The 12,928-nt window shown below is 65.7% G+C and carries 13 protein-coding genes; 6 read left to right on the top strand and 7 right to left on the bottom strand.

What is annotated here, in order from left to right:
* Positions 1 to 21 precede the first annotated feature (21 nt).
* Complete coding sequence (locus tag ACSFBF_RS12125) at positions 22 to 4,413, bottom strand: ESPR-type extended signal peptide-containing protein (protein WP_435467167.1); 4,392 nt, start codon at positions 4,411 to 4,413, stop codon at positions 22 to 24.
* Between the two features lie 437 nt (positions 4,414 to 4,850).
* Between ACSFBF_RS12125 and ACSFBF_RS12130 the strand changes: the two genes are divergently transcribed.
* Positions 4,851 to 5,678 (top strand): DUF7822 domain-containing protein, encoded by an 828-nt coding sequence (locus ACSFBF_RS12130; protein WP_435467169.1) that lies wholly within the window; start codon positions 4,851 to 4,853, stop codon positions 5,676 to 5,678.
* Here ACSFBF_RS12130 and ACSFBF_RS12135 read toward each other — a convergent pair whose 3' ends face one another.
* Positions 5,679 to 6,470, bottom strand: a complete 792-nt coding sequence (locus ACSFBF_RS12135) for a 4'-phosphopantetheinyl transferase family protein (RefSeq protein WP_435467171.1) — start codon at positions 6,468 to 6,470, stop codon at positions 5,679 to 5,681. It lies immediately after the preceding gene.
* Between the two features lie 216 nt (positions 6,471 to 6,686).
* Between ACSFBF_RS12135 and ACSFBF_RS12140 the strand changes: the two genes are divergently transcribed.
* The gene (locus tag ACSFBF_RS12140) at positions 6,687 to 6,935 is read left to right on the top strand and encodes a hypothetical protein (RefSeq protein WP_435467173.1); all 249 of its coding nucleotides are present in this window, start codon (positions 6,687 to 6,689) and stop codon (positions 6,933 to 6,935) included.
* 7 nt (positions 6,936 to 6,942) lie between these two features.
* Here the strand turns inward: ACSFBF_RS12140 and ACSFBF_RS12145 are convergent, their stop codons facing one another.
* The 5 genes from ACSFBF_RS12145 to flgA form a co-directional block, all read right to left on the bottom strand.
* Positions 6,943 to 7,776 (bottom strand): winged helix-turn-helix domain-containing protein, encoded by an 834-nt coding sequence (locus ACSFBF_RS12145; RefSeq protein ID WP_435467175.1) that lies wholly within the window; start codon positions 7,774 to 7,776, stop codon positions 6,943 to 6,945.
* Between the two features lie 50 nt (positions 7,777 to 7,826).
* Positions 7,827 to 8,249 (bottom strand): YadA-like family protein, encoded by a 423-nt coding sequence (locus tag ACSFBF_RS12150; RefSeq protein ID WP_435467177.1) that lies wholly within the window; start codon positions 8,247 to 8,249, stop codon positions 7,827 to 7,829.
* 5 nt (positions 8,250 to 8,254) lie between these two features.
* On the bottom strand, positions 8,255 to 8,713 hold the full coding sequence (locus ACSFBF_RS12155) for a flagella synthesis protein FlgN (protein ID WP_435467179.1): 459 nt from the start codon (positions 8,711 to 8,713) through the stop codon (positions 8,255 to 8,257).
* On the bottom strand, positions 8,710 to 9,033 hold the full coding sequence (gene flgM / locus ACSFBF_RS12160; RefSeq protein ID WP_435467181.1) for a flagellar biosynthesis anti-sigma factor FlgM: 324 nt from the start codon (positions 9,031 to 9,033) through the stop codon (positions 8,710 to 8,712). The genes ACSFBF_RS12155 and flgM overlap by 4 nt, the downstream gene beginning before the upstream one ends.
* Before the next feature lie 74 nt (positions 9,034 to 9,107).
* Positions 9,108 to 9,812 (bottom strand): flagellar basal body P-ring formation chaperone FlgA, encoded by a 705-nt coding sequence (gene flgA, locus ACSFBF_RS12165; protein ID WP_435467183.1) that lies wholly within the window; start codon positions 9,810 to 9,812, stop codon positions 9,108 to 9,110.
* 219 nt (positions 9,813 to 10,031) lie between these two features.
* Between flgA and flgB the strand changes: the two genes are divergently transcribed.
* Genes flgB through flgE form a run of 4 tightly spaced genes read left to right on the top strand, consistent with a single transcriptional unit; the run spans position 10,032 to position 12,896 of the window.
* Positions 10,032 to 10,442: a flagellar basal body rod protein FlgB gene (flgB, locus tag ACSFBF_RS12170; protein ID WP_093057952.1), complete on the top strand. Its 411-nt coding sequence runs from the start codon at positions 10,032 to 10,034 to the stop codon at positions 10,440 to 10,442.
* A 48-nt stretch (positions 10,443 to 10,490) separates the two neighbouring features.
* Complete coding sequence (flgC, locus tag ACSFBF_RS12175) at positions 10,491 to 10,892, top strand: flagellar basal body rod protein FlgC (protein WP_256216791.1); 402 nt, start codon at positions 10,491 to 10,493, stop codon at positions 10,890 to 10,892.
* Positions 10,893 to 10,942: 50 nt separating this feature from the next.
* On the top strand, positions 10,943 to 11,626 hold the full coding sequence (locus ACSFBF_RS12180) for a flagellar hook assembly protein FlgD (RefSeq protein WP_435467186.1): 684 nt from the start codon (positions 10,943 to 10,945) through the stop codon (positions 11,624 to 11,626).
* 49 nt (positions 11,627 to 11,675) lie between these two features.
* On the top strand, positions 11,676 to 12,896 hold the full coding sequence (flgE, locus tag ACSFBF_RS12185) for a flagellar hook protein FlgE (protein ID WP_435467188.1): 1,221 nt from the start codon (positions 11,676 to 11,678) through the stop codon (positions 12,894 to 12,896).
* The last annotated feature ends 32 nt before the right edge of the window (positions 12,897 to 12,928 follow it).

Raw genomic sequence — 12,928 nt, forward strand, 5'->3', positions numbered from 1 at the left:
TCCAGTTCATTCGTACGGCGATCAGTTGAAGACCCATTCCGCGCCCACGGTGGCGCCCACGCCGGCACGGCTGGTGGCCACGCCGCCGGTGATGCTCCAGGCGTTGTTCTCGGAGGTACGCCGGAAACTGACGCCCACCGCGCTCTGGCCCTTGAAGGAGCCCGCGCCGATGCGCATGACCGTCTTGCCCGGAACGTAGCTTCCGGGCATCTGCAGCGCCATGGCCGCGGCAACGCCTGCATAGGCGTTCTTCTCGACTCCGTCGAGGCGGTCGCTGAGGGCATTGATGCGGTTGTTCAGGCCGCCGCTGACCGCATTGAGCTGGTTGACGTTGACCGCATCGGTGCCCGCCACGCCCGGCGCCACGTTGTGCACGGTGACAGGGCCGGTGGCGTTGCTGCCGCCCATGGTCACGCTGTTGTAATTGGTCGTGCCGTCTGCGTTGGTGTCGTACTTGACTGTCGACTGATCGATCACTGCCACCTGGCCTTGCACGCCCCGCAGTTGCGAGACGTTGACCGCGTCGCTGTCGGCCGTGCCCGCGGCCACGCCGGTGACCTGCCGGAACTGGCCGTTGGCCGCGTCGCCCACCGACACGGCCGCCAGCGTGCTGGTGGTCGCGCCGATGGCAATGCGTTGCGCATCGGTGGCGGTGGGCGGCACATAGCCCGCCACGCCTGCAGCAGTCGAAGCCACCGAGCCGGCTCCCAGCGCCACGCCGCCGGCTTGCGTCACGCTGGTGCCCGCACCCAGCGCCACGCCCTGCACCGCGGCGGCCGACGACTGCGTGCCCAGCGCGATGGAGTCGGCCAGGTGCGAGGTCGCACCCTGGCCGATTGCTATGCCGCCCGGCGCGCTCTGCTGCACGATGGCGCCATTGCCGATGCCCACGCCGTTGTTGCCGTTGACCACCGTCTGCGGGCCGACCGCCACCGATTCCGTGCCGATTGCCAGCGAGTCGGCTGCGGTGGAGTTGGCGTGGAAGTACTGGATCGGCGTGACCGCGAAGGACTGCAGCGCGCCGCTGAGCTGGCGCACTGTGACGGCGTCCTGCGCCTGCGTGCCGTCGGCCACGTTGGTGATCTGGCGGTAGGTGGTGGCGCTGCCGACCGAGAGGGCGCCAAGCAGCGTGCGGTCGGTCGTGTTGAAGGGGATCAGAGAGCTGCCCGCGGGGATGTTGCCGGTGCTGCCTGCGACTGCGCGGTCGGAGACGGAGCCTGAACCGATGGCCACCGCGCCCGCGACGGTTGCGCTGGCATCCTTGCCCGACGCGATGGCATCGGCGCCTGTCGCGCCAAGGTTGTCTTCGTTGCCGCCACCGGTCGAGTTGACGCTGTAGTACCTGGTCTTGTTGGCGGTGACGGTGGTGCTGAGGTTCTCGATCGACTGGTTGGTGGCGAACAGCTGCGAGCCGTTGATCGCATCGGTCGAAGATCCGGAAATGCTGCCCGCCGCCACGTTGGTGATCGTGCGTTCGGCGCCGACCGCGCCGACGCTGACTGTGCTCGTCGGTGTAGTGCCGGCAAAGTTGTAGGTCGTGCCGTTGATGGTCGTGCTGGCCGTGCCGACTGCCACGCCCGTCGTGGAGCCGGAGCCCAGCGCCACGTCGCCAGCGTTGTTGGCCACCGCGTTCGGTCCGATGGCGACCGAATTCGTCCCCAGCGCCTGCGAGTCGGCCAGCGTCGAATTGGCGTGGAAGTACTTGATGCCCGCGCCGGTGTTGATGTCGTTGATCGTGTTGCCAAGGACGGTGATGTCGGTCGTGTTCTTGGTGACCTGCAGATTCGTTGCATTCAACTGCGAGCCGTTGACCGCATCTGTCGACGTGTTGGAGAGCCTGCCAGCCGCCACGTTGGTGATCGTGCGCTCGGCACCCACTGCACCGACGCTCACCGTCGAGGTCGGTGTCGTGCCGGCAAAGTTGTAGGTCGTGCCGCCGATCACGGCGCTGGCCGTGCCGACTGCCACGTCCGTCGTGGCGCCCGAGCCCAGCGCCACGGCGCCGGCGTTGTTGGCTACCGCGTTCGGGCCGATGGCGACGGAATCCGTCCCCACCGCTTGCGAATCGGGCAGGGTCGAGTTCGCGTGGAAGTACTTGATGCCCGCGCCGGCGTTGATGTTGGTGATGTCGTTCGTGTTCTTCGTGACCTGCTGGTTCGTGCCGAACAGCTGAGAGCCGTTGATGGCATCTGTCGAAGTGCCGGAAATCCTGCCGGCCGCCACGTTGGTGATGGTGCGTTCCGCACCCGAAGCGCCGACGCTGACCGTGCTCGTCGGCGTGGTGCCGGCAAAGTTGTAGGTCGTGCCGCCGACCACGGCGCTGGGCGTGCCGACCGCCACGTCCGTCGTGGAGCCCGAGCCCAGCGCCACGTCGCGAGCATTGTTCGCCACCGCCGTATCGCCGAACGCGACCGCGCCCGCGGCCAGCGCCTTGCTGGTGCTGCCGATGGCCACGCTGCCCTGGCCGACCACGGTGTTCTGGTAGCCGATGCCGACTGCGCCCTGCGCCGGCGTGCCGGCCACGCTCACAGCCTGGCCGCCGCCGCCGACCATGTTGGTATTGCCCATCGCCACCGAACCGTTGCCGGTGGCGGTGTTGTCCAGGCCGTTCGCGATCGCGCCGTTGCCGGTGGCGGTGTTCGGGTCGCCGATTGCCACGGCGCCATTGCCGCTGGCGACGTTGCCCGAGCCGATGGCCACCGCCTTGCCGCCGGTGGCCTTGGAACTGTTGCCGATCGCGACTGCGTCTGCCGAGTCGGCGACGGTGTTGGTGCCCATCGCGATTGCATTGAGCGCCGAGGCCGCGGCGCTGTTGCCGATGGCGACCGCCTGCGCTGCGGACGCGTTGGCGAGTGCGCCCACCGCGGTGGCGTTCTGGCCGCTCGCTGCTGTGCCGAATCCGAGTGCGGTTGCGCGTGTGACGGTTGCAGCAGCGTTGTTGCCCATCGCCACGGTTCCGTCGGCCGCGGCGTTGGCTCCCGACCCCGCCGCGACCGAGCCGACGCCGCTCGAGAGGGCTTGATTGCCCATGGCCAGCGAGAAATCAGCCGAAGCGTTGGCTAGGTTGCCGAGCGCTGCCGAGCTTGTTCCGGCCGCGTTGGCCGACGTGCCGATGGCTGCGGAATCCGCGCCGCCGGCATTGGCCAGACGGCCGCCAGCGAATCCGCGGTCGCCACTGGCTGTGGCGTTGCCGACCGCAGTGGAGTTCGCTCCCGTGGCAGTGGAGAAGGTACCCAAGGCGGTACTGCCGGCTGCTGTGGCCTGGGCCGCAGCGCCAAGCGCGACCGCATTGGTGCTGCTTGCGATCGTGCCGGAACCCAGTGCCATCGCGGCGGGGCCCGAGGCAGCCGCATTCGGGCCGACAGCCACCGAACTGCCCGCGGTCGCCTTGCTCTGGAAGCCTACGGCGGTGGCGTTGTCCTGGGACGCTGTCACGTCCGTGCCGATGGCAATGGCGCCGACTGCCGTGGCTCCTGTTCCCGCAGCGGTGCGCGAGCCGATGTAGACCGAGTTCAGCTGGGTCGCGACCGACTGGAAGCCGACGGCGATGGCGTTCTGAGCAGTTGCCTGGCTGCGGGTACCTTGCGCAACGGTATCCAATGCGGCCGCATTTGCGAGGTATCCAAGGGCGACGCTGCGCAGCCCGGTCGCCTTCGTGTTGAAGCCGATGGCGGTGGCGTATGTGTCGCTCGCAGTCACGTCCGTACCGATTCCGATCGAACTCTCGCTTAGCGAACCTGTCGCCGGGGCGGTGCGTGCGCCTAGATAAACGGAGTTGACTCCGGAGGCACTGGCTCCGGAGCCAACAGCCACACCATTGACTGCCGAACTCGTGGCGCCACCGCCCACTGCGACCACGCCCGTCGCCGAGGCAACGGCTGACGCACCCACGGCAACACCGTTTCCAGTTGCTTTCGACTGCACGCCGATACCGATGGACCCCGCTCCAGTGGAGGCGACATCCGTACCGATGGCAATCGACGACTCTCCGGTCGCTCCGGTTCCTGGAGCGGTACGCGCGCCCAGGTAAAGAGCATTGACCGCAGAGGCAATGGCGCCGTAGCCGAGAGTCGTGGCATTCAGCCCCGTACTGAGGGCGTTAAAGCCTATAGCTGTGGCTCCGCCCATAGTCGCTTGGGACTGCTGACCTGCGCAAGTCGAGCTGCCGCTATAGACGTAGTACGGCGCAGCAGTGCAGTTCACCTGTGCCTGCGCCAGCGAGGCCCCTCCAAGCCCGCCCATGGTCAGCAGCGCGGTCATGATCCCCGAGCGCAGGCGCCGCGACGGAGGCAGCGTGAGTGCTCCGGCCGTCACGCAACTCCCACTGCGCTTGCCGCGTGCGCAAGTGAGTTCCGACGCCGCTACCCAGGCGCCAAGGGATTCGTTCCAGAGCGAGCGATAAGTTGTGTTCATGAGCCCCATCCATCCGTTGGAAAACTACTGAATGGTCGTGAGGCCATTCCACTTTAAGAAACACTTGGAAATCATTATTTCTAAATAAATCTTAGGAGGAAGTCAGGTATTTGCAACTAGTCGTGTTGCATTTTGGAGCCATTGTGTCGAATTGATTTAAATTTTATATCGAGCATTATTAATGAATAGTAATATGAAAATACTAATGAATTAAATGATTATCACAGTTGCTTTATTTTTTCAATGTAGTTATTTTTCTTAATCACTATTTTGATATCAGTAGCGATAAAAAAGTGATGCCTCTTATTGGTGCATCGTTGATTTTGTTGAAGTTTCTTCTTAATCTACGATTTCCTATGAATAGTCATCCAGCCGGGCCCACCTCCTAGAATCGGGCAATAGCGCCCGAACAATGGCGCGCGAATCGGGAGTTCCAGATGGCCAACCGTTCCTATCTCTACAGCGTCAGCAACCGGCCCGGCTCATATGCCGATCGCCCGGAAACAATTTCGGGCCTGTCCGAATGGCCGTACGACGTGCCGTTCATGTACCGGCTTCTGATGTCGGGCGATCCGCAGCTGTGTGCATCGCTGGTGTCGGACGGGTTCGACGACGACGAGCCGGAGCACAAAGTCAGGCTCCATGCGATCAGCAGCAGCTTCGATCCCGGCTTCGAGCGCGTGCGGCGTTTCATCGACATCGTGCGGTCGCTGCTGGCGGCGCAAGCATCAGCGCCCGGGCCGCAACCTGCCGTTGCTGCGCAGCCGGTGTCTTTCCTCGGGCGTCTCAAGCGGCTGGTTTCGCCACAGACGGAAACGGCCCCCGCTGAGCCAGCGAGTGCGTCTACGGCATCGGTGCATCTGCCCATCTGGCTCGACGAGACGATCGCCTTCCTCGAAGCCCATCGCGACCGCTACCTGCTGCTGGAGACGATCGAACTCGACACCATGTCCGAGTCAGATGAGGCGGCGCTGCGGTCCTGTGTAGAGCTGGAGATCGCGCGATGCCTGCGCGTGGGCGCCGCCATCGATGCCCTGCCGGCCGACATCACCGAGGCGGGGCGACAGCTGAAACAGGCGACCACGCAGAAGTGCGCCGCCCCGCTCGACGCCTTTTTCGGGCTGCGGCTGGACGATGACTGCGACAGCACACGCACCGGTGCTACGGAGCACCCGCTTGGTCTGCAGTGGTCTGAGGTGCTGTATTTCGGCCTGTGGAACCGGGCCGATTTCGAGGCGGAGCGCGGTCAGTCAGCCAGCAAGTAGTCAGCTGCCTGCTGACCGGCGCGTCACCGTGCCCTGGAATTCCCCGAACGACGCAAGCAACGGCGTTGCCTTCCAGCACAGGATTTGCACGTCTTGCGGATGAGTTCGCTCAAGACAGAGGGCCACGGCATGCGCGTTGTCCGGCTGAAGCTGCCAGAACTGCCAGCGCGCCGCGGAATCTTCGAGGCCGTCCTCGAAGTCGATTGCCACGCGATTGGCATCGTCGAAACTGAAGGAAAACCGGTCCAGCGGCAGAGACAGCCCCATTCCGCGCGCCTTGATATAGCTTTCCTTGAGCGTCCAGAGATCCCAGAAGCGTGAAGGCTGAAGCCCGGCCGGAAGCTGCTGCAGTGCCTTCGCCTCCCTGGCGGAGAAGAAGTTCTCCGCAATCTCCAGCGGCGCAGCCCTTGCCGTGTGCTCGACGTCCACGCCCACTTCGCGCTCCACCGTCAGCGCCGCCACGATGAGCGAGGCGCTGTGCGAAATATTGAAGCGAAGGCGCTGCGCCTGCGGCAGTGCATTGGCGATCCGCGGGCGCCCATAAGCGTTGTTCTCGAATTGCCAGTCCTTGGGAGCGACGGGCGCATAGCAGGAGAGAAGCGAGCGGATCAGCCCCCGCGTCATGAGATACCGGCGCCGGTCCCGGGCGAAGTGAAAGCGCCCGTGTCTTTCGCGCTCTTCGGGCGCCAGCAGGGCCATGCTCTTTTCTTCGCAGGTGGCGTCGTCGCCCTGTTCAGGGACGTACAGGTGCCATAGGTGGACTTGGTGCGAGTCGATCTGCAGTTGTTGCATTCGCAATTCTTGCTCGGGTGGCGCGATGTTCCATGACGCCAGCGTTCTTATTTTCCGGCCTTCAGTTCGGCTTAAGGTTGCCGGCCGATACTCGGGTTGACGGTCTGCTGGCGTTGGTAGAGGTCGCTCAGGCACCCGCCCATTGGTGGCGGTTCCTCGAGGCTGGCGATCGTCACATTTTCAAACGGCCCCCGGAGAACCATTCTTCGATACGCCATGACCCAAGACCCCGCCGACTTCAATCTCCCTGAAGGCTGGACGTGCCGGCTGGACCTCAAAGAGACCCTGGAAGGCACCTATGCCGGCAAGGCCGAACTCCGGCAGGGACGGGTGCAGCGCTGTGTATTCGTACTGACGCAACAGCCCTCGCGCGAAGCAGCGCTCGAGCGGGTCCGCTTCCGTGCCCGGTATTTCGTCGACGAATGGACGACCCGGCGCCGCCGAGGGAGCGACTCCCAGGCCTGACAGGCTCCTACGCCCGGGCCTGGGAGATTTCCCCCAGCCAGATCGGTTCGTTCGACGTATCCGGAAATCCCGAGTCGTCCACGGTGCCTGCAATCGGCGAGCCCGGCACATGGCGAAGCTCGTAGCCCCGTCCGTACACCGAGTGCAGCACGAACTCGCTGTCCTTGTGCAGCGACAGCTTGCGGCGGATGTTCGCCACGCAGCAGTCGAGCACCCGGCTCCTGCGCTCGACCTGCGAGTCCATCCACAGCGAGCCCAGCAGCCAGTCGCGCTCCAGCAGCCGGCCGGTATTGCGAAACAGCAGCAGCGCCAGCTCGAATTCGCGCGGCTTCAGGCGGATGTCCTGGCCCTTGTGCACCACCACTTTGCGGCTGCCGATGAACTGGTAGTCGCCGAACAGCGCATTCACTGATGGCGGATGCAGCAGCGTCTCGTTGCGCCGCAGCGCTTCGCGCACGCGCAGCTCCACCTCGAAGTCGTCGACCGGCAGCACCGCGAAATCGATGCTCGCGCCCTGTGCTTCGGGCTCCGCCGCCAGCAGCACCTCGGCCAGCAGCTCGCGCTGCAGCGCATTGGCGACCAGGAAGATCGGCAGGCGCAGCGCCTTGCACATCGAAGTCAGCACCGGCCACGCGCCCTCGTCCTTCAGCACCACCAGCAGCAGGCCGAAGTGGCTGCCGTGCGTGCCGCGCGTTACCGCGCGCAGAAAGTCGTCGCTGCTGCCGAAGGAAACCGGCGTGCAGCCCATCAGGCTCAACCGCTGTCCCCATGCCTGCGCCTGGGTCTCGTCGCAACCCACCATGGCCACTTGGCGCGAGCTGCCGTGAGCGTCGTTGTTCATGATGTCGAAGGCTTCCGTGTGTTGGTGGTGGTGAGGGTGGAAGGGCTGCCTCAGCGGTTGCCCGCGCGCGGCAGCTTCCAGCCGATGCCGGCGTTGAAGCCCCAGTCCCGGCCTGCATTGGCGACGGCCATGCCCCAGGCCATCTGCCCGTCGTCCGACAGGGTCTTGAAGCCGAGGCTCGCCGCCGTGTAGCCCTTGTAGGTGCCGACGGCCAGGCCCACCGTCTTCTCGCCGGGGTAGAGCGTGGGCACATATGCAGCCGTCATGGCCACGGCCATCGCTGTACCCGAATACGCGATGCGTTCCACGTCGCGCAGGGCCGCGGGCACCTGTTGCAGCTGGCCGAGGTTGACCGCGTCGCCCGGCAGAACGCCCGGCGCCACGTTCGTGATGAGTACGCCGTCCGCCGCGCTCGCCACGCCATGCAGGGCGGTGGCGCACAGCCACAGCATGACCAGCAGCCCGGCCCGCACGGCGATCAGCCTGCAGCGAGGCGGTTGCCGCTGCCCGCCTGTGTCTTGCGCGCGCCGTCCGGTCCGTAGAACAGCTGCGCGCTGGCCTGCAGGAAGTGCAGGGCCTGTTGTGTGAAATCGAGATGCGCATAGACCATCGAGCCGTTGCGCAGGTTGTGGCTTCTTGCCTGCCCGGCCAGCTCGAGCAGTGCCGCCCAGGCTTGCGCCGCGTCCGGGCCGCCGGCTGCCGCGGCGGCATCGGCGCCCGCGCGGCCGGGCTCGAAGCCCAGCGCCGCCTGCTGGGCTTCGCGCTGCGTGTCCAGCTCGGCCATGCGGTCGAGCAGCACGGTTTTCTGGCCGGCAATGGCCGCCAGGTCGGTGAATGCGCCGTCCGACATCGCCTGGGCCTCGCGGTCCAGCACCGACAGGAATTCCTCGATGCAGGCAGTCTCGGTGCGCAGGTGGGTCAGCAGGGTGGGTTTCATTCGCTGCCGCCCTTGCCGCTGTTCGGGTCGAGCTTGGGGTCCAGCAGGTCGCGCACGCTGGCCAGCAGGCCGTCGGCGATGCGTTCGGGGCGGATCTGGTAGCGCCCGGCGCGGATGTCTTCGCGGATCGCCGCCACGCGGGCCGCGTCGAAATCGCTGGCAGTGCCCGTGGCGCTGGGCAGCGAATGAACGTGCGCGGAAGCCGGCGCCGCTTCCTTGGGGCGCTGGGTGGCGTCGGCGCCGGTCACCGGAGCCGCGGCCGGTGCTGGCGTCGGGCGATGAGGGGGCGTGGCCGAAGGGGCGGGTTGATCGATTTTCAAGGTGATTCCTCAGGGGCTGACCCGTATATCGGCAGCTTGGGCAAGAACTTTAGGCAGGGCGTGCACGAAGCTGCTTACTGGGCGAGCTGGATCTGTCCCTCTTCGTCCGCCACGCCGCTGACCAGCCGCCCGTCGCGGGTCTTGGCCTGCACCACGGCACCGACGACGGCCCCGGTCATGGCCTTGCCCTCGGTGCTGACGACAAAGCCCTGGCCCTGCGCCACGACCTTCACCGCCTGTCCCTGCTGGATGACGGTAACGCCGCGTACCAGTTCCTTGCGCAGCGGCGCGCCCGGCGCCACGCGGTTGACTGTCACCACGCCAGCCAGTTCGCCTGCGCTGGTGATGACCGAGCGCGGCAGCCGCGTGAGGTCGCCGGTGCGCTCGGTAACGTCGCCCGCGCCCAGCGGCCGGCCCGCATCGATGGCGCGCGCGGCAACGAAGTAGCTGCCTTCCACCGCCACGTGCGCCTGCACGAAGCGCGTCCATGGCCGTTCCGCCTGGCAGCGAACGCCCACCGACACGCGCCCCCAAGGCGTCGCGCCCGGCGGCAGAAAGGCCTCGGGCGCATCGCAGGCGGGCAGGTTGGAGGTGCTGCGTGCGTCGAGGTTGATCGTCACCTTGCCCGGCAAACCTGCCGTCTGCACCTGCAGGTATTTCTCGATGACCTTGTTGGCGTCGCTGCCGGTCGAGCTGGTGTCGGCGGCGAACGCGGACGCCGTGCACGCCACGGCCACCAGTACCGGGAGGCTGCGGTTGCGAAGCTTGAAGAAGGTCATCGGTGTGTGCAAAAGAAGGGCTTGTATAGCGGCGCGTCATGACAAGAGGACGCAAGCCGCCGCCCGGAAATTCTAGAAATCCGCCCGCCGATCGAAGGTGCGAGCAGCAGGCGAAAACCCCCTTTGTTCGGGCGATTGCAAACGCGATGCATGCATAGACTCGCTTTCCATCTGTCGCTGCGCTTGCGCATTGGCGACGCCACAACGGATGGAAAAAAGATGATCGACAAGCTGGATGCGGCGCTTCGTTTCAACCGCGAAGCCCTCAACCTCCGCGCAGAGCGCCAGGAGGTGCTCGCGGCCAATATCGCCCATGCAGACACGCCCAACTACAAGGCGCGCGACTTCGACTTCGGCTCGCGCCTGAGCGAAGCCGTCGAGCGCGGGCGAGCGTCGGCGCAGTCGGTGTCTCTGGCCACCACCTCGTCGCGCCACCTTGCAGGGCAGGCACAGGCCGCGTCCGACAAAGACCTGCTCTACCGCGTGCCCAACCAGTCGAGCCTCGACGGCAACACCGTCGAGATGGACGTCGAGCGCATCGCCTTTGCCGACAACGCGCTGCGCTACGAGTCCAACCTCACCGTCATCAACTCGAAGATCAAGTCGCTGCTCTCGGCGATCCAGCAGTAACAAGAAAGAAGAGCGGCGGCCACCACCATGCCCTTCAACAGCACTTCCATGAACATCTTCAACGTGGCGGGCTCCGCCATGACCGCGCAATCGCAGCGCATGAACGTGACCGCCAGCAACATGGCCAACGCCGAGAGCGTGGCCGGCCCCGACGGCATGCCCTACCGCGCGAAGCAGGTGGTGTTCCAGGTCGAGCCATCGGCATACGGCGCCGGGGACATCGGCGGCGTCAAGGTCGCGGGCGTCATCGAAGACCAGTCGCCGCCGCGGCTCGTGTTCGATCCGAAGAGCCCGCATGCCAACGCCGAAGGCTACGTGGCAATGCCCAACGTCAACGTGGTCGAAGAGATGACCAACATGATTTCCGCCTCGCGCAGCTACCAGGCCAACGTCGAGGTGCTCAACACGGCCAAGACGCTGATGGTCAAGACGCTGTCCATCGGCCAGTAAACCTCCCATCAGATTCCCCAGATTCACCAGGAAAGAACAGGCACCACGCCATGGCCATCTCCGACACCTCGTCCATCACCGGGCAGAACGCCACTTCCGCGGCGACCAGCAGCAACGTCTCGAACGAAGACAGCGAGCAGCGCTTTCTCAAGCTGCTCGTCACGCAGCTGAACAACCAGGACCCGCTCAACCCGATGCAGAACGCCGAGCTCACCTCGCAGCTCGCGCAGATGAGCACCGTGAGCGGCATCGAGAAGCTCAACGGCACGCTCTCCGGCCTGGTGAACCAGACCAGCTCCAACCAGCTGCTGCAGGCCACCTCGCTGATTGGCTACAACGTGCTGTCGCCGGGCGACACGCTCACCACCAAGGCTCCCGAAGATGGGAAGGAACCCGCCTCGCAGGCCTTTGCCGTTGAGCTGCCCGGCACCGCCTCCGACGTCGATATCAAGATCGTCGACGGCACCGGCAAGGTCGTGCGCACCATCAGCGCCGGCTCCATGACCGAAGGCGTCAACGCCGTCACCTGGGACGGCAAGGACGACGCGGGCGCCGTGGTGCCCGCAGGTTCCTACCGCTTCACCGTAGACGCCACCAACGGCAGCGCCGCCGTGAAGGCCACCGCGCTCACCTTCTCGCAGGTGGCCGCGGTCAAGCAGGGCACCAGCGGGGTCTCGCTCGAACTGATGACGGGCAACAACATCAGCCTGTCCGACGTGCGGCTGTTCCTCTGAGCTTTTTCCTCAAAACGCATTCAACGCAGCATCGAACCAAGGAACCAACATGGCTTTTTCCCAGGGCATCAGCGGACTCGGCGTGGCCGCAGCCAACCTCGACGTCATCGGCAACAACATCGCCAACTCGGGCACCGTCGGCTTCAAGTCGGCCGCCGCCACCTTCCAGGACGTGTACGCCGGCTCGCGCGTCGGCCTGGGCGCATCGGTGTCGGGCGTAACGCAGAACTTCACGCAGGGCGTGACGCAGTCGAGCAGCCGTCCGCTGGACGTGGCCATCCTCAACGGCGACGGATTCTTCCGCCTGAGCAGTCCCAGCGGCGAAGTCATGTACTCGCGCAACGGCCAGTTCACGCGCGACAAGGACGGCTACATCGTCAACGCATCGGGCCTGCGCCTCACCGGCTTCGGCGTGAACGCCAGCGGCGGCATCAGCGGCGGCACGCCGGCGGCCATCCAGATCCCGACCGCGGCCATGACGCCCAAGGCCACGAGCGGCATCAACGCCGAGTTCAACCTCGATGCGCGCCTCACCACGCCCACCAAGACGCCTTTCAACGCGGCCGACTCCGACACCTTCAACTACTCGAACGCCGTCGGTCCCATCTACGACTCGCTGGGCAACCCGCACGACGTGTCCGTGTACTTCGTGAAGAGCGCCACCCCCGCCAACACCTGGAGCGTGTACGGCACCTCCGACGGCGCAGCGCTCAACGCCGGTGCCGCGCTCACCACGCTGACCTTCGACTCCAGCGGCAAGATGACCGCGCCTGCCAACGGCCAGCTGAACATCGGCCCCATCACCTTCACCAACGGCGCCGCGGCGCTGAGCGCCACGGTCGACCTTTCGGGCACCACGCAGTTCGGCGCGGCCAATGCCATGAGCAAGCTCGCACAAGACGGCTACCGTTCGGGCGAACTCACCTCGTTCTCGATCAACGCCGACGGCACCATCACCGGCAAGTTCTCCAACGAACAGACCAAGCTGCTGGGCCAGATCGTGCTGTCGTCGTTCGCCAACCCGAACGGCCTGGAGCCCAAGGGCGACAACGTGTGGGCCGAAACGCAGGCCTCGGGCAACGCACTCACCGGCACCCCGGGCGAAGGCACCAAGCTCGGCGCGCTGCAGTCGGGCGCGCTCGAGTCGTCCAACGTCGACCTCACCTCCGAGCTGGTCAACCTGATCGTCGCGCAGCGCAACTACCAGGCCAATGCGCAGACCGTGAAGACGCAGGACCAGGTCATGCAGACGCTGATGAACATCCGCTGACGCGGCAACAGCAACGCAGAACGACTGACACC

The organism is Variovorax nivicola, from assembly GCF_051216475.1.
Taxonomy (GTDB): Bacteria; Pseudomonadota; Gammaproteobacteria; order Burkholderiales; family Burkholderiaceae_C; genus Variovorax.